This is a genomic window from Paenibacillus riograndensis SBR5 (genome assembly GCF_000981585.1).
Classification (GTDB): domain Bacteria; phylum Bacillota; class Bacilli; order Paenibacillales; family Paenibacillaceae; genus Paenibacillus_AQ; species Paenibacillus_AQ riograndensis.
Window position 1 is genome coordinate 2,315,896 of record NZ_LN831776.1, and the last position, 23,473, is coordinate 2,339,368.

The 23,473-nt window shown below is 53.8% G+C and carries 19 protein-coding genes and 1 pseudogene; 14 read left to right on the top strand and 6 right to left on the bottom strand.

The genetic code is table 11. The features are described 5' to 3' along the window. Positions 1 to 427 precede the first annotated feature (427 nt). The 10 genes from PRIO_RS09435 (at position 428) to PRIO_RS09480 (ending at position 14,445) form a co-directional block, all read left to right on the top strand. Positions 428 to 1,453 (top strand): CapA family protein, encoded by a 1,026-nt coding sequence (locus PRIO_RS09435; protein WP_052741436.1) that lies wholly within the window; start codon positions 428 to 430, stop codon positions 1,451 to 1,453. Positions 1,454 to 1,664: 211 nt separating this feature from the next. After that, positions 1,665 to 3,413 (top strand): cache domain-containing sensor histidine kinase, encoded by a 1,749-nt coding sequence (locus PRIO_RS09440; protein WP_231869850.1) that lies wholly within the window; start codon positions 1,665 to 1,667, stop codon positions 3,411 to 3,413. Position 3,414: 1 nt separating this feature from the next. Continuing rightward, positions 3,415 to 5,040, top strand: a complete 1,626-nt coding sequence (locus tag PRIO_RS09445; RefSeq protein WP_046502033.1) for a response regulator — start codon at positions 3,415 to 3,417, stop codon at positions 5,038 to 5,040. A 128-nt stretch (positions 5,041 to 5,168) separates the two neighbouring features. Beyond that, entirely contained in the window at positions 5,169 to 6,593 is a 1,425-nt protein-coding gene (locus tag PRIO_RS09450) for an ABC transporter substrate-binding protein (RefSeq protein WP_020429616.1), read from the top strand. A 71-nt stretch (positions 6,594 to 6,664) separates the two neighbouring features. Next, complete coding sequence (locus tag PRIO_RS09455) at positions 6,665 to 7,564, top strand: carbohydrate ABC transporter permease (RefSeq protein WP_020429615.1); 900 nt, start codon at positions 6,665 to 6,667, stop codon at positions 7,562 to 7,564. Between the two features lie 102 nt (positions 7,565 to 7,666). Then, entirely contained in the window at positions 7,667 to 8,566 is a 900-nt protein-coding gene (locus tag PRIO_RS09460; protein WP_020429614.1) for a carbohydrate ABC transporter permease, read from the top strand. Positions 8,567 to 8,607: 41 nt separating this feature from the next. Then, positions 8,608 to 9,621, top strand: coding sequence for a glycoside hydrolase family 130 protein (locus PRIO_RS09465; protein ID WP_020429613.1), 1,014 nt, complete (start codon positions 8,608 to 8,610; stop codon positions 9,619 to 9,621). A gap of 62 nt (positions 9,622 to 9,683) precedes the next feature. After that, positions 9,684 to 11,072 (top strand): FAD-dependent oxidoreductase, encoded by a 1,389-nt coding sequence (locus PRIO_RS09470; protein WP_020429612.1) that lies wholly within the window; start codon positions 9,684 to 9,686, stop codon positions 11,070 to 11,072. Further along, complete coding sequence (locus tag PRIO_RS09475) at positions 11,069 to 12,088, top strand: SGNH/GDSL hydrolase family protein (RefSeq protein WP_020429611.1); 1,020 nt, start codon at positions 11,069 to 11,071, stop codon at positions 12,086 to 12,088. Before PRIO_RS09470 ends, PRIO_RS09475 begins: the two co-directional genes overlap by 4 nt. A 701-nt stretch (positions 12,089 to 12,789) precedes the next feature. After that, entirely contained in the window at positions 12,790 to 14,445 is a 1,656-nt protein-coding gene (locus tag PRIO_RS09480; RefSeq protein ID WP_039789638.1) for a DUF6138 family protein, read from the top strand. A 29-nt stretch (positions 14,446 to 14,474) separates the two neighbouring features. Here PRIO_RS09480 and PRIO_RS09485 read toward each other — a convergent pair whose 3' ends face one another. The 3 genes from PRIO_RS09485 to PRIO_RS09495 all read right to left on the bottom strand — a co-directional run bounded on the left by PRIO_RS09485 (position 14,475) and on the right by PRIO_RS09495 (position 17,586). After that, positions 14,475 to 15,680: an ROK family protein gene (locus tag PRIO_RS09485; protein WP_020429952.1), complete on the bottom strand. Its 1,206-nt coding sequence runs from the start codon at positions 15,678 to 15,680 to the stop codon at positions 14,475 to 14,477. A gap of 203 nt (positions 15,681 to 15,883) precedes the next feature. Next, on the bottom strand, positions 15,884 to 16,696 hold the full coding sequence (locus PRIO_RS09490; protein ID WP_046502036.1) for an ABC transporter permease subunit: 813 nt from the start codon (positions 16,694 to 16,696) through the stop codon (positions 15,884 to 15,886). Continuing rightward, on the bottom strand, positions 16,693 to 17,586 hold the full coding sequence (locus PRIO_RS09495) for an ABC transporter ATP-binding protein (RefSeq protein ID WP_020429957.1): 894 nt from the start codon (positions 17,584 to 17,586) through the stop codon (positions 16,693 to 16,695). Before PRIO_RS09495 ends, PRIO_RS09490 begins: the two co-directional genes overlap by 4 nt. A 167-nt stretch (positions 17,587 to 17,753) precedes the next feature. Here PRIO_RS09495 and PRIO_RS09500 point away from each other — a divergent pair, with 167 nt between their 5' ends. After that, on the top strand, positions 17,754 to 18,356 hold the full coding sequence (locus tag PRIO_RS09500; protein WP_020429959.1) for a TetR/AcrR family transcriptional regulator: 603 nt from the start codon (positions 17,754 to 17,756) through the stop codon (positions 18,354 to 18,356). Between the two features lie 129 nt (positions 18,357 to 18,485). On the opposite strand, the gene PRIO_RS09505 is transcribed toward PRIO_RS09500, so the two are convergent. Further along, entirely contained in the window at positions 18,486 to 18,941 is a 456-nt protein-coding gene (locus PRIO_RS09505; protein WP_046502039.1) for a CBS domain-containing protein, read from the bottom strand. 135 nt (positions 18,942 to 19,076) lie between these two features. Here PRIO_RS09505 and PRIO_RS09510 point away from each other — a divergent pair, with 135 nt between their 5' ends. Continuing rightward, the gene (locus PRIO_RS09510; protein ID WP_020429964.1) at positions 19,077 to 19,511 is read left to right on the top strand and encodes a MarR family winged helix-turn-helix transcriptional regulator; all 435 of its coding nucleotides are present in this window, start codon (positions 19,077 to 19,079) and stop codon (positions 19,509 to 19,511) included. Positions 19,512 to 19,602: 91 nt separating this feature from the next. Continuing rightward, positions 19,603 to 20,076, top strand: a complete 474-nt coding sequence (locus PRIO_RS09515; RefSeq protein ID WP_020429966.1) for a MarR family winged helix-turn-helix transcriptional regulator — start codon at positions 19,603 to 19,605, stop codon at positions 20,074 to 20,076. Between the two features lie 77 nt (positions 20,077 to 20,153). Here the strand turns inward: PRIO_RS09515 and PRIO_RS09520 are convergent, their stop codons facing one another. Beyond that, the gene (locus tag PRIO_RS09520) at positions 20,154 to 21,785 is read right to left on the bottom strand and encodes an MDR family MFS transporter (protein ID WP_020429968.1); all 1,632 of its coding nucleotides are present in this window, start codon (positions 21,783 to 21,785) and stop codon (positions 20,154 to 20,156) included. A 199-nt stretch (positions 21,786 to 21,984) separates the two neighbouring features. On the opposite strand from PRIO_RS09520, the gene PRIO_RS09525 reads away from it, so the two are divergent. Beyond that, positions 21,985 to 22,503 carry a MarR family winged helix-turn-helix transcriptional regulator gene (locus PRIO_RS09525; protein ID WP_046502042.1) on the top strand — a complete coding sequence of 173 codons (519 nt, stop codon included), beginning with the start codon at positions 21,985 to 21,987 and terminating at the stop codon, positions 22,501 to 22,503. 732 nt (positions 22,504 to 23,235) lie between these two features. On the opposite strand, the pseudogene PRIO_RS34760 reads toward PRIO_RS09525, so the two are convergent. Then, positions 23,236 to 23,379, bottom strand: a pseudogene (locus PRIO_RS34760) (winged helix-turn-helix transcriptional regulator); the annotation flags it as partial. Positions 23,380 to 23,473 lie beyond the last annotated feature (94 nt).

Sequence of the window (23,473 nt, forward strand, 5' to 3'; positions counted from 1 at the left end):
AAATGAGGAATGAGAGGTAAAAATACCTCTGAATTCAGCCCACACGGGCTGAATGGCGGAATGAGAGGTAAAAATACCTTTGATTTCGGCCCACACGGGCTAAATGGCGAAATGAGAGGTAAAAATACCTCTGAATACCGCACGTGCGGGCTAAATGGCGGAATGAGAGGTAAAAATACCTCTGAATTCAGCGCGCGCGGGCTAAATAGACTGTATAGTTTTTGGTTGATGCGTTTTTTGCATATTATCTCCGTTCCCTTAATGAACTATAATTCTCATTCTAGGACAAGCAGCAGCCTTATGCTGCTTAGAAATAGCACGTCGTGCCGGTTGCCGGCATTGAACGGAGAAGCATCGGAATCTGAGTACATTAACCCATAACAGCTTTCTGTCATATCCTATTGAAAAAGCCAAAAGGGTGAACGGAATGACGGAAATACAAATAGCCGCTGTGGGAGACCTTATGGTCAAACGTTACATTATTTCGGAGGCCAGACGGTCTGACGGTACCCATTCGTTCGACGCCTTGTTTGCAAAAGTGGCTCCATATCTGAAACAGGCAGATTTGACGATCGGAAATCTCGAAACCACCTTTGCCGGAAACGGGCCAAACTCCCGGAGAACGCTACGGTCTTCCGGCCCGATATTCAAGTGCCCGGATGAACTGGCTCCTGCGCTAAAAAAAGCCGGGTTCGATGTCTTAGTGACGGCGAACAATCACTGCATGGATTATGGAACCCCGGGTCTGATCCGGACGCTGCAGGTGCTGGACCGCAATGGAATCAGCCATACCGGTACATCCAGATCATTGGAAGAATCCAAGCAAGTTCTGATCAAAAATGTAAAAGGGATTAAGATCGGAATCCTCTCCTATACGGCAGGAACCAACAGGATTCCCGTACCGGCGAACCGGCCGTGGCTCGTCAATCGGATCGAAACCGGCAAAATCAGCCGGGAGATCCGGAAATTAAAAAAGAAAGTCGATCTGGTCCTGCTGTATTTGCATTTTGGGAACGAATATCACTATACTCCCAACAAGAGGCAAAAACAGCTGGTGAACCTCTTCTTTAAACATGGCGCCAACATCATTCTGGGATCTCATCCGCATGTTCTCCAGCCCATGGAATCCCGGGGAAAGAAAAAATTTGTGATTTATTCGCTGGGGAACTTTGTGTCGACTAAACTTATGAATATTCCTTATACACAAAGCGGAATCATTCTTAATCTCACCATTCAAAAGGATCAAAAAGGAAACACGAATATCACTAACGTCAATTACATCCCGACTGGCGTGGATCGGAGAATGGCAAGCGGCAGCACAATGACTGAGGTTGTCCCCATCCGCGATGCATTGAAGACGGGCGTACCGGATAGAACAGGCCGGCGGAATCACCTGAATCGGATGCTGAACCATACCGAGTCCATTCTGAAGAGGGAAAAGCGCCGTCATTAACATCCCCCGGTCTGCCCACCGGAACATCATAGTTTGATAAAACAGCGGTAGTCCAGGACGTTATTGTCCGTGGCTGCCGCTGTTCCTGTTAAGGGGGGCATACGGTGAAACCACGGCCGACATACGGTCATTTCACTGTCCTCTGCGCCGCACATTGTCGAATTAGGGCCTGGAGTGACATAATCGTAGCATAGAGACTTTAAGGGAAGGCGTGAAAAGCTTGGACTATCTCCGCAGGCAATCGTTCCGCAGCAAACTCAAAATCGCATTTCTGGCCGTCATCCTGCTCTCGGTGCTGATGACCGGAGGGCTGTCCTATTACATCTCGGCGGCCACCCTGGAGAAAAATGCCCTGAAGCTTACACAGGACACGGTCGTAAGATCCGCGCAGATTGTGGATGAGAAACTGAACAAGCTGATGCTGATTATGATGACATTCATGATCAGCCAGCCCTTTCATGACATGCTGAAGGATGCCGCCGCCGGGGACACCAGCCGGTATTACACGCATCTGAACGATCTTGATAACGTTTTCTCGCAGGCGCGGATTGCCGAGCCGCTGATCCAGTCCATTTATGTTTCTACGCCAATCGGCGAATTCTACCCGTCGTCGATGAACCGCAACCGGCTCACCTCGTTCAAGGATACCTTTCTATACGGCCGCATCGAACAGGAGCAAAAAAACATCTGGGTAGAAGGCCATGAGGATATGCTGTTCTCCGGCAAAGACCGTGTCATCTCGCTGATCCTGGAGCCGATTTTTGACACACCGGTCAGCGGCGTCTATATTGTCGTGAATATCCGTGAAGACGGCTTCCGCAAGCTGGTGCAGGGGGACACCGGGGCTGGAGCGGCCAGTTTTTTGCTGAATGCAGAAGGGAAGACGGTATACCCGGTAAAAGAACCGCTCGTCCGGCAGGCGGTAGACGGCGGAAATCTCAGCGGCATGATGAAAAGCCCGGAGGGCAACCAGTCCTTCGACCTGGACGGGAAAACCTATCTGCTTAATTATGCCCATCTCGGCATTGCAGATTGGACGATGACCACCATCCAGTCCCAGGCCAGTGTGCTGAAGGATATGGTCTATGTCAAATGGCTGATCGGCGCGGTAGCCCTGGCGGCCTTCACCGTCACTACACTGATCTCCGGGGCATTTACGGGTTATCTGCTGGTGCCGCTGCAGGGGCTGATGAAGGTGATGAAACGGGTGGAGAGCAACGATCTGTCGGCCCGTTTTGAGAGCGGCAGCGGGGATGAGCTGGCCCAGGTGGGCTTCCGGTTCAACCGGATGCTGGAACAGATTGTTGTGCTGATCGGGGAGGTCACCGAGGCTGAAACACATAAGCGCTCAGCGGAGATCAAGGCGCTGTCAGCACAGATGGACCCGCATTTTCTGTACAATACCCTGAACACGATTTACTGGAAACTTAATCTGAAGCAGGTTGAGCCGTCGCAGAAAATGGTCCTGTCGCTCTCCCGCCTGTTCCAGCTGGGGCTGAACAAAGGCCAGGAAATCACAACCTTATCCAAGGAACTGGAGCATGTGCGCCAGTATTTGGAGCTGCAGTCGAGCTGTTATGAAGGCTTATTCCATTATGAGATTCATGTCCGCGAACCGGAGCTGGCTGCGCTGTCCATTCCCCGGATCATTCTGCAGCCGCTGGTTGAGAACAGCATTCTGCACGGCTTCCGTGATCTCGAAAGCGGAGGCCGCATCGAAATCGAAATTGCCGGGGACGGGGAACGCTGGGTGCTTGCCGTGCGTGATAACGGCAGCGGCATGGAGGAGGACCAGGTGCGCGCGCTTTTTTGGCAGGAATCGGAGAAGGGGTATGCCGTGTCCAATCTGATCCGGCGGCTTCAGCTGTATTACGGGGACAGTGCGGAATTCTACGTGGACAGCGCAGCTGGGCGCGGAACAGAAGTACGGATTTCTGTACCCAAGAAAGGGGAGCATTAACATGTACAATCACGAGACGGTCAGTCTCTGCATTATCGATGACATTAAAAGCGTAGTGGATGGCCTTACCGCCATGAGCTGGGAAGATCAGGGGATTCAGGTTGCAGGGGTGTCGGGCAATGGCGAGGAGGGGCTGAAGCTGATCACCGAAGTGCGGCCGGATCTGGTCATCACGGATATCCGGATGCCCAGAATGGACGGGCTGAGCATGCTGCGTGCGGTCCTGGAGGACAACCGCAGCTGCAAGGTGATCCTGATCAGCGGCTATGCCGATTTTGAATATGCGCAGCAGGCGGTGCAGCTGGGAGCTTTTGATTTTGTGGTGAAGCCTTTCTCCGAAGAGGATATCATGGCGGCAGTGCTGCGGGCCAAAGCTGAGATCCTTGAGGAGAGATCCAGGCGGCTCAGCCTCAGAGAAATGGAGATCAAGCTGCGCGAGAGTATGCCGGTGCTGCGCCAGGAATACTTTACACTGCTCGTGAGCCACCGTACGTCCTGGGAACAGGCGGCGGGGCGCTGGGAGTTCCTGAACATTGAACTGAATCCGCGCGGATTCGTGGTGATGCTGATCGAAATCGACCGTTTTCAGGAGCAGGTGGCCGAGCTGTCTATCCGTGAAGTGGAGCTGATCCGCTTCTCCCTGCTCAACATCACCCAGGAGACGATTGCAGAATATGCGGGCTGTGCCGTGTTCCGGGCCCGCCATAATCGGTACCTGGCTGTGATGAACGATACCGGCCCGGTCAGTCCCATTGAAATTGCGGAGCAGTGCTGCCGGAATATTGAGCGTTATACCAAGTTCACGGTATCAGTCGGGGTCGGCGGCAGAGTGGAGGAGACAAGCGAGCTGCCAGATTCCTACCGCCAGGCCCACCGGGCGCTGGCCCATCACCTGTTCACAGAAGGCAACGCGGCCATTATGTATGATGACCTGCACCAGACCGGGAGCCAGGAGCCGCTGGCCCTGGAGTACAAGGATGAACTGCTGCTGGCGCTGCGTTCCGGCAATGCCGGACGGGCTGACGCAATTCTGTCGGCCATCGCCGAGACACTGCATCCCCTCATCTCCCGGCAGAATCCCGATTATCTTCTCAGCCTGTACGACGAGCTGGCGGCCTCGGCGATCCGCACCTTTTATGAATTGGTTCCGTACCGGGACATTCAGCCTCTGATCCAGAAGTTCAGGGCGGTGCAGGGAACGGCGGGGCTGCCGCTGGCCTCCCTGCAGCGGCAGCTGCTGGCACTGTGCACAGAGGGAGCCGGACTCGTCCGGCAGAACAGCCTGTCCGAAGGGCAGAAGGTGATCTATGAAGCCATTGACTACATCAAAAGCCGCTTGCCGGAAGACATCACCGTCGGCGAATGTGCGGCTCATGTCCACCTCAGCGCCAGCTATTTTTCCAGCCTGTTCAAGAAGGTGACCGGGATGACGGTCACGCAGTTTACGACCTCGGAGCGCATCCAGAAGGCGAAGGCGCTGCTGGTGGAGGGAGCGCAGGTGCAGGAAGTGGCTTCTGCTGTGGGTTATGAGGAGCGCAGATATTTCAGCGAGATGTTCAAGAAAATCACCGGCCAGACCCCGACGGAGTTCAGGGCGGGCTATCATCCGGACCAGCCGGAGAGGTAAGGGACAGCTTCACAGACCATAGAATTCTATCCCTGGAGAGTGAGTCTGCCACACTCCCTTCGTCCGGGCAGGGGCCTATAATGATAGATGAGTTCACAATACAAATGTTAATCAAAGGGGTAGAACGTATGCAGAAAAAATGGTTGGGTCTCAGCCTGAGCCTCATGCTGGCAGCCGGAATCGCCGGCTGCGGCGGTAACGGAAACAACAGCGGAAACAGCGGTGCGGCGAATGGAGCGGCTGGAGGCAGCACAGCAAGTCCCTCAGCCGAGGCAGGCGGCAATACGGCCAAAAGCGGGCCTGTACAGCTCAAGTACTGGACCGACGACCGTCATGACCAGGAATATATCAAGGAACTGATCAACAAATTCAATGAAACCAATAGCGACAACATTCAGGTGGAATTGACGGTCATGTCCGAGAATTACACGCAAAGCGTCGATATCGCCTTCTCCAGCAACCAGGCGCCGGATGTGCTCCGGCTGAAGAGCGCCAACACCTCCGAGTTTGTCAAAAAAGGATATCTGGCACCGGTTGATTCCTATCTTACCGATGATATGAAAACCAAATTCAGCAGCCTCATGCTCGACAACGTCAACCGTTTTGACGGCAAGCTCTACTCTCTGCCAAATACCGGTCTGACTATGCGTCTGGTCTACAACAAGGATATCTTCGCCAAAGCCGGCATTCAGAATCCTCCGGTATCCCTTCAGGAAATGGTGGACGACGCCAAGAAGATTACTGAAGCCGGCAAATCCGAGGGCATTTACGGCTTCGCGCTGAACTTCAAAAATCCGAAGCAGGCCTTCGACCGTTCCATCCGGGAGATTCTCTCGCTGAGCGGTTATCAGGGCTTAGGCTTTGATCTAAAGACGGGCCAGTTTGATTTCGCACCTTACTCGCAGGTCATTGAATATTTCAAGCAAATGTACAAAGACGGCAGTGTTCTGCCGGGCGCTGAAACGCTGGATATCGATCCGCTGCGCGCCCAGTTCGCGGCAGGCAAAATCGGCATGTACCTCTCCTTCTCGACGGAGCCGGGGGTATACAAGGACCAGTTCCCGACAGAAATCAACTGGGCAGGGGCTCTGGCGCCAACGCTTGACGGCCAGATCAAGGGAACTTCCGAAATCGTGTCCGCCGGTACCTGGCTCGGCATCAGCGCCAAATCGGCTAACCAGGATGCAGCCTGGAAATTCATGCAGTATATGTACGGCGACGAGGTTCTGAAGACTTATCATGAAAAAGGCTTCGGGATTGCCGTTGTGCCAAGCATTGTGGAACAAGCGAAAAACCCGGACATCAAAGGCATGGAAGGTTTCCTGGTCGGAGAACATGACTCTCTCTGGCCGGCAACGCCAAGCGTCACTCCGGAAGGCTCTAACTATGCGGATGCATTCTTCAAATACATTCTTACCGGGGGAGATGCCAAAGCAATCACCGAGGATTTGAATACAAGATATAACGCCGCATTGTCCAAAGCTGTAGAAAAGGGCGAGGTTAAAGTAACGCCGGACCCTGCCTTTGATCCCACCAAACCGCAGGGTGAATAACAGGCAAGGATGGGGCTGCCGCGCACTTCTTGGCGGACGCCCCTTTTCTTTTCCCGAAGGAGGAATGAATCATGAGCATTAAATGGAAACGGCTGGGGGAAAATTCCCTGTTTCTGATCCCGAGCATTATTCTTACGGTTGCGCTCGGCATATATCCTTTGTTCTGGATGCTGCGCTACATGTTCTACGATTATGCCGGATACGGCGATGCGCTGTTCGTGGGCCTGGACAATTTCCGGCGGCTGATGCGTGACAGCCTGTTCTGGGAATCTGTCGGCAATACCTTTATTTTTGCCGGGGGCAAGCTGCTGCTGACGCTGCCGCTGTCGCTGCTGCTGGCGGTCATTCTGAACGGCAGGCTGCGCGGCGGAAATCTGCTGCGGGGGATCTACTTTATGCCTACGGTGATCAGTACCGCAGTCATCTCTGTTGTTTTTTATAACATCTTCAATTCCTATAACGGGATGGTTAATACAGTTCTGATGAAGCTGCACCTGGTCTCTCAGCCCGTCGACTGGCTGGGTCCGAAGCATGCCATGCTCACGGTCATTCTCGTGGCGGTATGGGGGGCGGTCGGCAACTATATGCTGCTGTTCCTGGCCGGACTGCAGAGCATCCCGCAGGATTTATACGAGAGCGCGGCCATTGACGGCGCGAACGCCGGAAGACGGTTCTGGAACATTACGCTTCCGATGCTGGCCCCGGTTGCTCAGATGGTCATCATGCTGGCGATTATCGCCTCCCTGAAAGGCTATGAGAGCATCATGGTCATCACGGAAGGCGGACCGATCGGCAAAACCGAGGTCATGTACCTCTACTTGTATAAACTGCTGTTCCCGGTATCCACCGGTTCACCGGTTGCCCAGCAGCTCGGGTACGGAAGTGCCGTAGGCTTCGCGAGCGCAGTCATCGTCGGAGCGATTACCGGACTGTATTTCTTCCTGAGCCGCAAAATGAACAAGGTGTATTAGTCGCGTTAGACACCAAATCTGCGAATATTCTTACTATTTGATCAAAACGCCGCAGTCTGAACTATCAATGAACGGCTGCAGGCGTACTGGAGGTGTGACAAGATGAACGAACAAGTGTTATCCCAACAGCCCCCTGTGCGGGAAAAGATGGCTGCCCGCCCCTCCGGCAATGCCGGCAGAATTCTCGGCCGTACGGTCATGTGGCTGTTTTTATTGGCAACAGCGGTTCTGACCTTGTTTCCGCTGGTCATGACCGTATCCGGCTCGCTGAAAACCGGAGCGGAAATGATGACCGGCGGCAGCCTGCTGCCGTCCAAGCTGCAATTCGCCAACTATGCCGAAGCCTGGAAGCAGGCCAATTTCGCCCGCTACACATGGAACAGCGCTTTTGTCAGCATCATGGTTACCGTCGGCACGCTGCTGGTGGCTTCGATGGCGGCTTATGTGGTGGACCGGCGTGATTTTCCCGGCAAATCCCTGTATGTGACGGTTCAGGCATCGATGATGTTCATATCCGTAGGAGCCATCGTGCTGCGCCCGCAGTTTGACCTGATGGTCGCGCTGCACCTGAATACCACACTGTGGGGCGTGATCCTGATCCTGGTCAGTGCTCATTCCAGCACGTTTTTTATGCTTCAAGGCTTCTTCAAAGCCATTCCCCGCGAGCTTGATGAGGCAGCGATGGTAGACGGCTCCGGGTTTATCCGCACCTTCTTCCGCATTATTCTGCCGCTGCTGACCCCGGGGCTTGGCGTGGCCGGACTGTTCGCCTTCCGCCATGCGTGGAACGAATACATTCTGCCGCTGGTGTTCACAATGACCAATCCGCAGCTCCAGACGCTGACCGTAGGGCTGGCCAATCTCCGTTACGGTTCCTCAGCGGCGATGCAGATCCATCTGATGATGGCGGGAGCGTGCCTGTCCATCCTGCCGATGCTGCTTGCCTATATTCTGGCGAACAAGACGTTTATTCAGGTGACGGCCGGTTCGGTCAAAGGCTGATAGACTACAAATTCAATTCTCTATAGAAGGAGCATTATCATATGAGCGATTTTACAGTTGGGCCCTTATTCTCCAGTCCGGTCATTACCCGGCATCCTGCGAATCCGATTCTGGCTCCCGGCGATGTCCCTTACGGTCCGGCTATGGTATTCAATGCAGGGGTCACGAAATTTAAAGGGAAATATGTGATGGTCTTCCGCAATGACTACGGCGATGAGGCCAAAGGAATCGTTGCCCCCTTTCACACAACGAATCTCGGCCTGGCCTTCAGCGATGACGGAATCAAGTGGGAGGTGCAGCCGGAGCCATGCTGGTCCTGGCATGATGAAGAGGTTATCCGCGTGTATGATCCCCGTTTGACGGTGATCGGCGGGCAATGTTATATGTGTTTTGCAGTGGATACGAAGCATGGCCTGCGCGGCGGCATCGCGGTGACGGAGGATTTCCGCTCCTTCGAGGTGCTGAGCCTGTCCCTGCCGGACAACCGCAATATGGTGCTGTTCCCGGAGCTGATCGGGGGCAAATATGTGCGGCTGGAGCGTCCGCTGCCGGTGTACAGCCGGGGCGGCATTGACCGTTTTGATATGTGGATGAGCGACTCGCCTGACCTCAAGTACTGGGGGAATTCCCGCCTGCTGCTGACGGTTGAAGAAGTGGCCTATGCCAATGACAAGGTGGGTCCCGGCGCACCGCCGGTCAAGACGGACAAAGGCTGGCTAACCTTGTTCCACGCGGTCGATCTGGACCGCAGCCGGGGCAAAAACGGGTGGGAGGACAGCTGGAAAAAACGCTACACCACAGGCATTATGCTGCTGGATCTGCATGATCCTGGCCGGGTTATCGGAAGGGCGGCTGCGCCGCTGCTCGCGCCGGAAGCCGCCTATGAAACCAGCGGCGGCTTCCGCAATGATGTTATTTTCCCCGGGGGCATGATTCTGGAGGATTCCGGGGAAGTCAAAATCTATTACGGTGCCGCGGATACTGTTGAATGCCTGGCCACCGCACATGTCGATGATCTGTTGCGTCTCTGTCTGGAGGGCGGGTCTGTTAAATAGAAGGCAATTCACCAGATGGGTGAATTTCAAGTTCAGCTAATATAGATTTGGAGGATGATTCTATGCATTACGGACATATAACCCTGCCATCCGCCAGTGTGCCGGTTACCCGCGAAGTAGACGTACTGGTCATCGGCGGAGGAGCATCCGGCATCGCCGCGGCGATTGCTGCTGCGGAAGGCGGGGCGAGCACCCTGCTTGTGGAGCAGAGGGGATTCCTCGGCGGAATGGGCACAGTTGCGCTTGTCCCCGCCTTTTGTCCCTTTACAGACAAGCAGAAGCCGATTATCCGCGGCTTAGGCCTAAAGCTGATGGAGCGGATGAAGCTGGCCTGCGGTCCCGGCTACCGCGAAGAATACCGGGACATGCTGGATTGGGTGCCGATTGATCCGGAGGTGCTGAAGCGGGTCTATGATGACGCCATTCTGGAAAGCGGCGTGACGCCGCTCTATCATACTTTTGTCTACGATGTAGTAGTATCGGAGGACCACAGAACGGTCGAAGGCGTCATTGTCGTCAACAAAACGGGGCGCTCCTTCATCCGCTGCCGCTATATTATCGACTGCTCGGGGGACGGGGACATCGCCGCGTTGTCCGGGGTGCCCTTCCAGAAGGGCGGCGAGGCGGGTAAGCTTCAGCCGGGCAGCATGTGCTATCTCCTTGCCAATGTTGACCGTCCGAAGTTCAGCCGTTTCCTGAAGGAGAGCGGGGATACGGGCCAGCTGCATGCAACGGTGGAGCGGGCAATAGCCGATGGCGCGCTGCCGGAGGGCCGCAAGTCCGTCTCCGGCCTGGCGTGGGTGAGCGATTATCTGGTAGGGGTCAACTTCGGCCATGTATTCGGCGTGGACGGCACCCGTGCCGAGGATTTGACGCGGGGCGCGATTGAGGGGCGCCGCACGGCAGAACGCCAGCTCCAGTTCTTCCGCAGCTATGTGCCGGGCTTCGAGCATGCCCATATGGTGGCGAGCGGGGAGCAGATCGGCATCCGGGAGACCCGGCGCATCGAAGGGGACTACGTCCTGACCGTCGATGATTTCATTGCTGCCCGCTCCTTCCCGGATGACATTGCCCGCAACGCGTATTATATCGACATCCATCTCGCCAACAGCAAAAGCGAGATGACCTTCAACCACTTGCCGCCGGGCGTCTCACACGGCGTCCCTTACCGGATCATGCTGCCGGCGGGTATCGACAACCTCTGGGTGGCCGGGCGTTCCGTGTCCTCGGACCGGGCGGTTCAAGGCTCCCTGCGGGTGATGCCGAACTGCTTTTCCATGGGCCAGGCTGCGGGGACAGCCGCCGCATTGGCGCTGCGTGACGGCACAGGCTCACGCGGCATTTCCGTCGCCGAGCTTCAGCAGCGCCTGCTGGAGCAGGATGTCTGGCTCGGCGAAAACTTCGTGCCTGCTGCGGAGCACACCGGCAGGAAGGAAGGGGATGCGCTGTGAAACAGCTTCCCTTAACGGATGAATGGTTCCACGGTGCGGTTTCACTGGAGCACCGGGAGGAAGGAGTCAAGCCGTGGCGTATTCCCTACGCGGATTATGAGCTGTATGCACCGGAGGGAATCGGGGGCAAAGCCGAGATTTGTGCCGGTGTGCGCCTGCGGCTGCGCAGTGATTCCGCAGAGGTAGCGGTATCGTTCCTCCCCCTCGCGGATGCAGCTGCTATGGACTGCCTGGTGGCAGGTCAATTGTTCCTGACCCTCACCCTTCCCCCAGGAGCAACCGAAGCCTTGTTCAGCGGACTTCCCGCAGGCATCAACGATCTGGAAATCTGGCTCCCGCAAAATATCGGGATGACGGTAACGGGCCTGCGGATCGGCAGCGGGGCTGCTGGTGATCCGCTGCCGGATCGCCGTCCCCGCTGGATCACCTATGGTAGTTCCATTACCCAGTGTGTGGCAGCTTCCAGCCCTTCGCGTGCCTGGCCGGCCATCGCCGCCGCTGATTGCGGCTGGAATGTGACCAATCTCGGCTTCTCCGGCAACTGCCACATGGAGCCGATGATCGGACGTCTGATCCGGGATTTGCCGGCCGACTTCATCTCTATATGCGTGGGGGTGAACATCTATGGCGCCGGTACCCTAAGCCCGCGGATGTTCAAGCCTTTGCTGATCGGATTGCTGGAAACGATCCGCGACAGACACAAGGAGACTCCGCTGCTGGTCATCTCCCCGATTTACGGCACCGTCCGCGAGACGGAGCCTAACCCGCTCGGCTTCACGCTGCCCATGATGCGTGAAGATATCCGGCAGACCGTGGAGCTGCTGCGGGAACGGGGGGACCGCCAGCTGTATGATCTGGACGGCCTGAGCTGGTTTGGCCCGGAGGACGAAGCCTTCCTGACGGACGGCTTGCATCCGGGAGCCAAAGGCTATGAACTGCTGGGCAGAAGGTTCCGCGCACTGCAGCAAACCGCTCTTCAGGCAAGGCAGCTGCAGCAGACCAAGGGTGAAATTTGAACTTCAGCTTGAAAAAAGCAGCAGGTATCGGGAGCCCCCGTATGCCTGCTGCTTTTTCTGAGCATAAGGTGACGGGAACGGTTGTGGGTGCGCTGCTGTGTTGCCCAGAAAAGGACGGAGCCGCCGTTTTGTTCTATATAGAGTGAACTTGAAAAACGAACAAAAGGGAAAAGGGATGGAGGGGAAGTTTGGAACTGTAGGAGCGTTAGCGTCCGCCTTTGTCTGCGGATTTCCACTGCGAACAGCGGTATAAATCAAGAAATCTGCAGACAACAGCGGCCGGAAGTCCAAACATTCACCGTAGTCCCGACGAAGTCCCTAATGTTAATATCTTAAGTTCACTCTATTATAGTTTAGGATCGGGCTTCATCCAGGGACTGAAGCGGACCGAGGAGCCCCTTATTTTGCCAAAAACCTTACAACGATCCGTCTTCAGCGTGCCCCCGTTGATTTTGGAACGGTCGGGTATCTGTGCGGTCGTAAGCTCCGGGGTGTTTTCACCCGCCAGGGTCAGTTTGTCCTTCTCCTTGGTCCCATGAAAGATGAATGCTTAGATCACTTGGTCTATTTCAACTGAAGGAACTGAGTCCAACGCCTAATTGTCCTGTCTGCGGGGACAGGCTATGATAGAAAGCAATCCCAGCTAGCTGTATGGGGGCGCATTAAATCTATAACTCTGCATAAAGGAGCTTTGGATGATTATGGATCACACACTGGAAACGCTTTTGGACGAAATGAAACAGGAGATTGACAGATGGGCAGCCTATATTAGCAATATAGACGCGGACAAAATCGTGAAACGCACAACGCTGCAGGTGGGGATTCACAGTGGCGCTCTGCTCGAATATGCCAAGGGCAGGGTGGAGGTGACGGATGGGGAACTCGATCTTACGGTGCCGGGAGGCAAGGCCGGACCCAGCGAGTGGCTGACCGGGGAACAAGTGCGGGAGCAGATCGTCCCTGAGCTTGCTTCCTATATGCAGCATAAATTGAACGGGATGCCGCCGGCATTAATCGATTATCACTTTACTTTTAACGGCAAGTTCCAGGTGCGGGAAGGCGGGGTCAACGTTCGTATTCTTGAATACGTCGACGGGACGAAGAAGAAACTGCTGCTGGAACGTATCTCCGCCTATGTCGGGAATAAGCTCGAAGCGGGAAAATATCCGACCAAACCCTTGGAGACCTTTTTCCTGTCCAGACACCTGTTGGATGAGGGACTGTTCCCGGAGCTGGACCCTGGCCGGATCATTTCTGTGTTCGAGAACATTCAACAAGTGAATAAAGGAAACAAACATCTTGCCGAGCACCGGAGTAATCTGAGCGGGGCTTTGCGGAATTGGGTGGAAAATCACTGGTTGCCCCGTTATTTCGATAATATAGGATCAGAGTGGCAGAAGGAATACAAGCGAAAAAGTGATGCCCGGCTGGACAATCCCGAGCAAGGTCTCATCGAACTGGTCCTGTATTCCGCAATCTTGATTTTGAAATATGAGCCTTCCTACAGCAGAAGTGTGGGGCTGTCTATGTTGAATTGCGCTATCGAGTTGGGAAGCACCCGGGCCAAACGTCTGACTGAGGAAGGCAGCGGAACGTTCGCCCGGGAAGATGTCTGCCTTCGCGGTGAACTGGCGGAATGCACAGCCAACGATGTGTTTGCCGAGGTAACCATAGCCATTAAGCAAGAAACGGAGGAAAGCTACGCGCGTGCGCTCCGGTTTCTTATCCGCTTGCTAAGCTTGGGTTTCCCTAAGAGCTATCAAATCAAGCTGAAATCCTCCGTCAAGCAATGGCTGCCGGTCAAAGGATTGGCCAAGTCGGGCACGCACCGGTTCTTTGCCAACGCCTTGGAGTATCCGAAATTGCAGCCTTTGCTGGAGGAGTATGCCGGGGTGGCGATGGAAACTTTCGAATGGTATACGGATACAGAAGGGGAAAAAAGCTGCATGCCGGGCAGTTATGCGGTTTTTGGCCTTGGTCTCGCGGACCGGGCGTATTTTCCATTAGTAGAACAATATATGGAGCAGGTCGACGAAGAACACCAGTCCGTTCAGAACAGCTTCACGGCTGCTTTGGCCGGGCGGCATGGCGTTAACGCGGAGACGCTTCCTACACTGGTGAAATGTATGCTGCATAGCGGTGATTCGATGAAGCTGAAGATCGATGCCGATCTGGGGGATGACAGGATTCTCAGGCTGCTGATCGATCAAGTTCGCGGCCTTAAGCGCCATGAGGTGGAGCATATTGTGTATTTGATCTGGGGCGGAACAGACAAGCTGAAAAAAATCGCCGCCAAAGCCGAAGGGGAGCGGGGGAAATGGCTATCTGAGCTGGCACAGGCGGCCAGCCGCGGCTAACCTTACGGCTTTGGGGGATCATACCGTCCTCAAATAGTAAGCTGGTTCAGTATGAGGGCGGCTGCCCCGGCGGCGACAGCCGTGTCGCTTAAGCTGCCTTGAGTGAAGCGGACCTTGTATTGCCCGCGGTAGTAGGTCTTCTCAAGGGCAGTCCTTGTGGCTTCCCGGTAGAAAAAATCCGCAGCCGAGAACAGGGGGCCGCCCAGAATGACCTCCTCCGGATGGAGAATATTAATCAGGTTGGCCAGACCAATGCCGCAATAGGCCGCCGCCTGCCCGAATATTCCGTTCACCACGGAATCCCCGGCCTGCAGCGCTTCAACTAAATGTGCGAATTCAATGTCCTCCGGGCGGCCGGCCAGCTCACGGAGCAAGGTGGGTCTGCCGCGTTTCCATTCCTCCCGGGCCTGCATTTCCAGGGTGCGGATAGAAACATAGGATTCCCATGCGCCGGAATTGCCGCCCGGCACGCTGGAAGGAACGCCGGAGCTCTCAATGATCATCTGGCCGACGGCCCCTTCAGTGTCGATGACGCCGTAGAGAATCCGGCCTTCGTTCATAATCGCGGAGCGCAGCCCGATGCCGGCGTGGAGATAGAGCAGCTGATGCTGCCGCCGGTCACCGCCGGCCCAATATTCGCCAAGCAGCGCGGTATTGGCTCCATTATCCAGACACACCGGCACATCAAGAAGCTGCTCCAGCCGTTCTTTGACCGGCACCTGTGACCAGCCCGGAGCTGCAAAGCCGGCTGGCTGCAGAATCATTCCTTCCTTGCGGTCCAAGGGGCCGACGGCTCCAATGCCAAGCCCGATAACTTGGCTGATATCAATGGAGGCTTGCTCCAGCATGCGCAGCACCTGGGCATGAACAGATTCGATCAGGCGTTCCGGTGTGGCCTGCTCATCCATAGGCCATGAATATTCATCCAGCAGCTTTAGATGGAGATCTGCAAGCACGAGCCTGGAAAACGTCCGGGAGATTTCCAGGCCGAATACATAGCCATAGGCGGGATTGGTTTCATATAGGGTGGGCCGTCTGCCGCCCGTGGATTCCCCGAAGCCTACCTCCAGCAGCAGGTTCTGGGCAAGCAGCTCATCAAGAATCCGGGTTAAGGTGCTGACAGTCAGGCCGCTTTCCTCCAGCAGGGTTTGTTTGGATACGGTCCCTTTTTTTCGGACAGATAAGTACATCTCTTTGGTTCTGGAATTAGGTATGAGTTCATGAATAGGCAGCACAAAGGTCTCTCCTTATGAGTAAGTATCCCGATCAGGTAAAGAGGGGAATTCTAAACCTGATATTACAATGACACAAAAAGGAGGGGGCCGCAACTGAATGATACATTTCGACGAAAGTGAAACGGCGAACTTGCGAACGGACCATGGCCGCGGGGCGTGCTGCCCGGTGCGGGCGCTGCCTAAGCAGCGCCTGCCTGATCCACTTACAGCGGCAGGTCCCGCCGCCGGAAGATCCGGATGCCTGCGGCAAAAGCCGCAAGGCCGATCAGCAGCAGCCAGAGGCAAATCTGCATAACTTCGGCTGTGCCCTGCACAATATGGGCGGGGCGGTAGAAGCTGAACAGGGTGAAGTAGCGCAGCACGTCAAGCTTACCGCTGATTTTGCCGAGCAGGTCGAGCGTGAAGAAGCCGAAGGTGACCGCACCGGAGATTCCGAGCGCCTTCTTCTCGTCATTGCAGGCGCAGGAAATCAGGAAGCATAGCCCGCCGATAGCGAAAAACAGCAGAAAGGCCACGGTATTCAGCTGGGTGAAGCGGCCCATATCGAATTCATATTTGGTGCCGAGAAACCAGCTTTTTCCGGCAAACCCCGACAACAGGGTGACCGCCAATATAATGAAGAGAGAGGTGACCAGGACCAGGCCTTGCGTGAAGGCTACCTTGCGGCGCGTGGTCGGAGTAGCCAGCAGATAGGCCATGGAACCCCGGTCCACCAGCCGGGCGATAAGCTGAGTGGAGAGCTGCACGCAGACGATGGACAGGATCAGGACCAGAATAAGCCCGTAATATTCCCCGGAGATAAAAGCCTCCGCGCTCGCGAAGCCGCTGTTCAGCCCGAACGCATTGCCTACGCCTTCCGGCATCGCCTTAACCAGTTCATCTATGGCTGCTGTACTGCCGCCCAAGCCGGGATACAGCCAGATCATGAACAGCATATAAAAAGCAGAGCCAACAGCGTAGTTCATGATTCCCTTCAAATTGACCCGCATCATTTCTTTATAGAGTGAAAAGTTCATTCCGCAGTCACCTCGCGGTCCCGGTCATAATAGTTCATGAAAATATCCTCCAGATTCTGCGTAGAGATGTCGATGCTGCGTACGGCATAGTGGGCCAGCTCCTGTGTAAATGCCGCATAATCGCCCTGAATGGCGATCCGTACCCGGTTGCCTTCATGCGATTCGACCTGCAGACCCGAAGCGGCAAACTGCGCGGCATCCTCCTGTGCTGCAAAGACCACCTCGAACAGCTTGCGCTGCATGGACTGCAGCTCGTGGATATTTTTGACGGTGACAATCCGGCCATCCTTGATAATCGCCGCCCGGTCGCAGGTGCGTTCAATCTCCTGAAAGCTGTGCGAGGACATCAGAAAGGTGGTTCCCGCTGCTTTTTCCTCTAATACCAGCTCGATAAATACCCGCTGCATCAGCGGGTCCAGACCGGAGGTCGGCTCATCCAGAATAATGAGCTTCGGGCTGTGCATGAAGGCGGCCACAATGCCGACCTTCTGTTTCATGCCTTTGGACATTTTGCGGATCGGTGTCGCGGCATCGAATTGCAGTCGCTGGATCAGGCGGTCACGCTTGGAGGTATCCTTCATTCCCTGCATCGAGGTCATGAAATTGAGAAAGCTTGTGCCGGTCATGCCGTCGATAAAGTTAATCTCTCCCGGCAGATACCCGGTCAGCTTCTGCACCGTTCCCTGCCCCTTCCAGGCATCGAGCCCGCCGATCGTAACCGAGCCGCGATCCGGCTGCATGAACCCCATGATGTGGCGGATGGTCGTGGATTTCCCTGCCCCGTTTGGTCCCAGGAATCCGAACACCTCGCCTTGATGAACTGTGAATGATACATTGTCAATGCCTCTGCCATTTGAAAACCGCTTGCTGAGCCCTTCAACCTTCAGCATGACGCCACCTCCGCAACAAATATGAAATATTAACGATTGAATATTTCATATGTTATAATAGTCCCGGGATTACGCGAAGTCAATATAATTATGAAATTATTAACTCTGAATATTTCATTATTTTTGGAATTGCATATTTTCTATACAAGCCGCTTAGGAGGACGAAGATGAACGGTTTTGAGAAGAGAGCAGCCCTGATCAAGAGCAAAATCATGAAGACAACCATGGAGCTGCTGAAGACTTGGGAGATCAAAAAACTGCGGATCGCCGATATTGCCAAGGCGGCAGGGGTGTCCCAGGTGACGATTTATAATTATTTTGGCAGCAAGGAGGCGCTGATCAGCGAATCCTTCAAGGATTTTGTGGAGGAATCCCTGCTGGAGTTCGAAGAAGAGATGCGGCAGCAGAAAACCTTGAAGGAGCGGATCACTTATTTTATTTTCAAGGATAAGGAAACCTATTCTACCCTGGATCCTGCGCTTGTCAAAGAGATCATGTTCGACGATGAGGCTATGTACCAGTATATCCAGCAGCAGTATGATGACAGGGTCATGCCGCTGATGGTCCAAATGGTGGAGGAGGGCAAGGCCAGCGGAGAAATTTCGCAAAAGGTGTCCATGGAAGCGGTGCTGGTGATGATCCAGATGTATATCAAGAGCTCCGGGGAAATGCTGGACAGTGTGGCGAAGCATGAGGACAAGAATCAATTCCTGGATGAGCTGTTCCATATCTTTTTCTATGGGTTGTGCGGCCGGGAGCCGGAGGAATAAGGAAGAAGCCTCTAGAGTGTGGGGTGCGGGGCTGGCATGAAGCAGGAAAAGCTGAAGCGGCTCCGGCTGAACAGGTACATCAGTTGTCAGGCAGCCGGAGGCCGCACCGGCCGGAAGGCCCGGTCCGGGTTAGAGCAGGGTTTTGAAGCTATGGCGGATGACATCGCCGCGGCTGATAATGCCGACAAGCACCCGGTTCCGCTCGACCGGGACTTTTTTGATCTGTTTTTTGCCGAGAATGGTTGCAATTCTTTCAATATCTTCGTCCCAGGGAACAGTGATGACCTTCTTCTTGGCGATATCCATTACATTCAGGCTCAGCAGTCTGCGGGTCCGCTCCTCGAATTCCTCATTATCCCCCACAAATACATTGATCTGAAAAAAAGAATCGACGATCAGATCTTCATGTCTGCCGATATAACGCATGATATCCCCATCGCTTAAATAGGCGACGATTTCATTTCTATCATTGACCACAGGCATGCCGCTGATCCGGAACTGAATGCAGCGTTCGATAAAGGTCCGCACCGTATCGGATTCCTTGACTTTGTATACTTGTCTGATCATAAACTCATGAGCTTTCATAATGTCCCTCCGCAGCTTATCATTCCGGAAAATAACTTGTATAATGAAAGTATATACTTGTATTATACAAGCGGGAATGGTAATGTCAATGATCATAATATGTAGATACAACTTGAGAGGAAAGGATGCAGCGTCATGAATAATACAGTTGATGTCATAGAACTGGAGATGGCCATTCTGGTGCGCCGCCTGGTGTCCATGACCACTTATAAAAAGATCGGCAATCTGGACCGCTCCGCCTATCTGCTGCTGTATCAAATCGACTCCCACGGCTCGGCCGGAGTGAAGGCGCTGTCTGATGAATTCCACCTGGATATTTCGACGGTCAGCAGACAGGCGGCAGCGCTGGAGCAAAAAGGGTATGTAAGGCGTATCCCTGACCCCGTTGACGGGCGGGCTTATTCGCTGGAGATGACGGAAGCGGGTCTTGAAGTGCTGAACGAGAACAAGAAGGCGCGGCAGGACAGCATCGGCAAAATGCTCAGCAGCTGGAGCGATGGGGAACGCGTGATTTTTGGAGAGTTATTGCGGAAATTCAATATGGCCATTCTTGAAGAAGCATTAGAATAAGACAAGCCTGCCCCTGCGTGCGGGCGAATTTTTTTTTACGAAGCGTTTAGGCTATAATTACTTATGATAATTGAGCATATGAGGTGTACCAATGACAGACGAAATGGACGACTATGAGAATATTGATGCTTTAATAGAAGCGTTCCAGCAATTTTCCCGGTTGAACTGGCGCAGGAACTCCATATCCAGTCTGAAGCCGAGCGAGCTCCGGATGCTGGTATCGATCAGACAGGGCAATGAACGGGAAGGCAGGAAAGGGCAGACCGTCTCCGATCTCAGCAAGCAGCTTAAGGTCACTTCTCCTACGGTTACCCAAATGGTCAACAGTCTGATTTCCCAGGGTTACGCCATCCGCACTACAGATGCCCAGGACCGCCGGATCAGCGAGATTACACTGACGGACCGGGGCGAGCGCCTGGCGGAGCTGGTTACGGTGAGAACCCATGAAACCTTTAAGGGAATGATTGATTATCTGGGCAAGGAGCCGAGCGACACCCTTAGACAGCTGCTGAACGGCGTGTATGAATATTTTGAACAGTTGAATAACCGTCAGGACGAATTTTAACCCCCGCATATATAAAAAGAGATGCCCCGCAGCTTACGCTGTTGAGGACATCTCTCCCGAAAGACTGCTATCCGTGCTTATTGTACAGCAGGCGCCTGTTCCTTCAGCTTGCTGTCTACGCCTTTTTCCCCGGTTTTGGCCTCTGTTCTGGCTTCGCTGGACCGCAGCGGAATCTCTTTGAGGAATACCACCAGAAGTGCCGCAATGACCAGAAGCGCTGTACCGCTCAGGAAGACAACCGTCAAGGAATCGCTTAGAGCGGACCGCAGCATCTCAATCAGCTGGTTAAACAGAGGCTGGATCTGTTCCGGCAGTGTCGCATGCAGCTCCTTGAGCTTGGGCTGATCCAGCAGCATTTGCGGATTCATGAATGCCGACAGCTGCCGGGCGGATTCGGCATCAAGTTTGGACATATCGGGACCCTGCCCCGAATGAACCGCGTTCTCCAGCTTATGTGTCAGAGTCGTGTTCATGACCGTGCCCATAATGGCAATACCGATCGTGCCGCCCAGGTTGCGGAACAGCGTTGAGGTGGCAGTAGCGACACCCAGCATAGCCGGTGCAACCGCGTTCTGCACGGTTAATGTAAATACCGGCATGGCAAGACCCAGACCAATCCCGAAGATGATCATGCTGGCTACGGCCATCGCAATACTGTTCATAAAGGCCATGATCAGCATCGCCGCGACCATAAACGGCATGCCGATCAGCGCATACCGCTTGTATTTTCCCGATTTGGAAATCCAGCGGCCGACCAGTGTACTCAGCACAATCATCATCAGGGACATCGGCATATTGATAAAGCCGGAATTGGTAGGCGATACACCTTCTACGCCCTGCACGAAGAACGGCAGATAGATCATGGCCCCCATCATGCCGGCATTCATCAGAAAGCCGATAACCATCGACAGGGAGATAATCGAATTTTTGAACAGCGAGAGCGGCAGCACGGGGCTTTTGGCTTTGCGCTCGATCAGAATCAGAATGACCGCGAAGACTACCGCTGCTGCGAACAGGCTGAGAATTTGCGGCGATCCCCAGTCATATTGGGTGCCTGCCCAGGAGAATCCGAGCAGCAGGGCCACAATGCTGAGCGAGAGGAAGACCGATCCCGGATAGTCGATGGATTCGGAAGCGGCGCGTGTGGTTTTGGGAAACATTCTCCAGATCATGACAAAGGCCACAAGGCCCAGCGGCAGGAAGATCCAGAAGATCCATTTCCAGTCCATATGGTCAATCATGAAGCCCCCGAGGGTTGGCCCGATGACGCTGGAGAATCCGAACATCGCCATCATAATTCCCGTCCACTTGGCTCTTTCCCTTGGAGCAAACAAATCCCCTACGGCGGTTACAGTCGCGGACATCAGAATCCCGCCGCCGACCCCCTGAATCCCGCGGTAAGCGATCATTTGAAAGATATTGGCCGACAGTCCGGACAGAAAAGCCCCGATCATGAAAATAATAATCCCGGCAAGCAAAAACGGCTTTCGTCCATAAATGTCGGACAGCTTGCCGACAAGCACGGTAGCGATAGTGGAGGTAAGCATATAGATGGTGATGACCCAGGTGTAATGCTCAATCCCTCCCAGCATCGCAATAATGCGCGGCATCGCGGTGCCCACAATCGTCTGGTTGATTGCCGCGAAAAACATGGCTGCCATTAATGCGATCATAATGGTAACCTTTTTCTTTTGCGTGAGATGCTCCACAATGATTCCTCTCCTTTATTCTAATTAGGTAGGCTAACTATCTTTTATGTATCATACAAAAAATAAAAGCATAGTACAACTAAATAATTTTTTAAAATTTAGATGAGTTGTTCTTGATTTTTGCGAAATAGGTAGGTAATCTAAATAAAATGAGGTTTTTTTCCGTCCTCTGCTCCCAACCATTAACCGGAGGTGCCTTATGGATACCCAGGACAGTCAAGAGAGAAAGCTGCTCATTGCACTGGAAAATATAAAACGTCTGACTACGCGTACCCAACTGTTTGCCTCAATTCCGCGTGCGGAATTTTTGACAATGTTCGTGATTAACGCCAGCATGCAAAAAGCGGAACAGGAGAAGGAAACCTCCCCGGGGGTGATGATCTCCAAATTAAGCGAGCTGCTCCAGATCAGCAGGCCTACCGCTTCGCAAATGATCAGCAGCATGGAAGAGAAAGGATATACCCGGCGGGTGATGTCCACATCGGACCGCAGAGTGATCTACATTTGTCTAACGGAGAAGGGCCAGGCCGTTCTGCAGATGAATTTGACCCGTTATTCCGGTGTTCTAAATGAGATCATCGAGAAAGTGGGCCGGAAGGAAATCGATCAGCTGATTTTTCTGTGTGACCGGTTCCAGGAAGTGGTGAACGAAGTGAAGCCCCGGCTGCTCGATAATCTTCAGTCTGCGGAGGAGCATCCTGTGGAAGAGCCGGTGTAGTTGCCGGTATAGTTGTATAGTTTCGTTAATTTGCGGGAACTTGATAGAAGTTCGGAACCCTGAGGGGAATATACCCCCTCGGGGTTTTTTGTATAGGTAATCATGATTGAGACAAACGGCGGAGGACGAAAACTTAATGGCAGGTAAGCACGTAGGCCCACTGAACGGTGGAATGAGAGGTAGAAATACCTCTGAATTCGGCGTTCTTGGGCTACAGGATGGAATGAGAGGTATAAATACCTCTGAATTCGGCGTTACCGGGCTACGGGGTGAAATGAGAGGTATAAATACCTCTGAATTCGGCGTTCTCGGGCTGCAGGGTGGAATGAGAGGTATAAATACCTTTGAATCCGGGGTTACCGGGCTATAGGGGGAAATGAGAGGTATAAATACCTTTGAATTCGGCGTTCTTGGGCTAGAGGATGGAATGAGAGGTATAAATACCTTTGAATTCGGCGTTCTCGGGCTACGGGGTGGAATGAGAGGTAGAAATACCTCTGAATTCGGCGTTCTTGGGCTACGAAGTGAAATGAGAGGTAAAAGTACCTCTGATTTCGCGTAGGCGGGCAAATTGGTGAAATGAGAGGTAAAAGTGCCTTTGATTTCGGCGTAGGCGGGCAAATTGGAGGAATGAGAGTAACTCATTTTTTTTGCAGCCTTACCCTTGATGTACAAGGGCAAATCAGCTATCCGCGGGTGGAGTCGACACCATATGTTTGATTTGAAACTGGATTAACTATTTTGGTTTTTTGTTCCCCATTCACATAACCACTCCAAAACGGGCAATAGTGTTTCTGCTTTATCGGTGAGGCTGTACTCGACTTTCGGGGGAACTTGGGGGTACTCTTTCCGTCTCACCATACCATCTGCTTCCAAGAGCACCTGATTGAAATCAGCGCCGTTGCACATATTGACTAACCCGGCAACCGCAGTTGGTGCAGCGCCTGGCGGCCTGGCTTCGAAAAGATGC

Excerpts from the sequence above, each read along its gene's own strand:
- PRIO_RS09500 (WP_020429959.1), top strand. The coding sequence starts at position 17,754 with ATGAACGGTTTTGAGAAGAGAGCAGCCCTGATCAAGAGCAAAATCATG.
- PRIO_RS09470 (WP_020429612.1), top strand. The coding sequence starts at position 9,684 with ATGCATTACGGACATATAACCCTGCCATCCGCCAGTGTGCCGGTTACC.
- PRIO_RS09455 (WP_020429615.1), top strand. The coding sequence starts at position 6,665 with ATGAGCATTAAATGGAAACGGCTGGGGGAAAATTCCCTGTTTCTGATC.
- PRIO_RS09490 (WP_046502036.1), bottom strand. The coding sequence starts at position 16,696 with ATGAACTTTTCACTCTATAAAGAAATGATGCGGGTCAATTTGAAGGGA.
- PRIO_RS09515 (WP_020429966.1), top strand. The coding sequence starts at position 19,603 with ATGACAGACGAAATGGACGACTATGAGAATATTGATGCTTTAATAGAA.
- PRIO_RS09505 (WP_046502039.1), bottom strand. The coding sequence starts at position 18,941 with ATGAAAGCTCATGAGTTTATGATCAGACAAGTATACAAAGTCAAGGAA.
- PRIO_RS09510 (WP_020429964.1), top strand. The coding sequence starts at position 19,077 with ATGAATAATACAGTTGATGTCATAGAACTGGAGATGGCCATTCTGGTG.
- PRIO_RS09495 (WP_020429957.1), bottom strand. The coding sequence starts at position 17,586 with ATGCTGAAGGTTGAAGGGCTCAGCAAGCGGTTTTCAAATGGCAGAGGC.
- PRIO_RS09480 (WP_039789638.1), top strand. The coding sequence starts at position 12,790 with ATGGATCACACACTGGAAACGCTTTTGGACGAAATGAAACAGGAGATT.
- PRIO_RS09435 (WP_052741436.1), top strand. The coding sequence starts at position 428 with ATGACGGAAATACAAATAGCCGCTGTGGGAGACCTTATGGTCAAACGT.
- PRIO_RS09460 (WP_020429614.1), top strand. The coding sequence starts at position 7,667 with ATGAACGAACAAGTGTTATCCCAACAGCCCCCTGTGCGGGAAAAGATG.
- PRIO_RS09465 (WP_020429613.1), top strand. The coding sequence starts at position 8,608 with ATGAGCGATTTTACAGTTGGGCCCTTATTCTCCAGTCCGGTCATTACC.
- PRIO_RS09450 (WP_020429616.1), top strand. The coding sequence starts at position 5,169 with ATGCAGAAAAAATGGTTGGGTCTCAGCCTGAGCCTCATGCTGGCAGCC.
- PRIO_RS09445 (WP_046502033.1), top strand. The coding sequence starts at position 3,415 with ATGTACAATCACGAGACGGTCAGTCTCTGCATTATCGATGACATTAAA.
- PRIO_RS09525 (WP_046502042.1), top strand. The coding sequence starts at position 21,985 with ATGGATACCCAGGACAGTCAAGAGAGAAAGCTGCTCATTGCACTGGAA.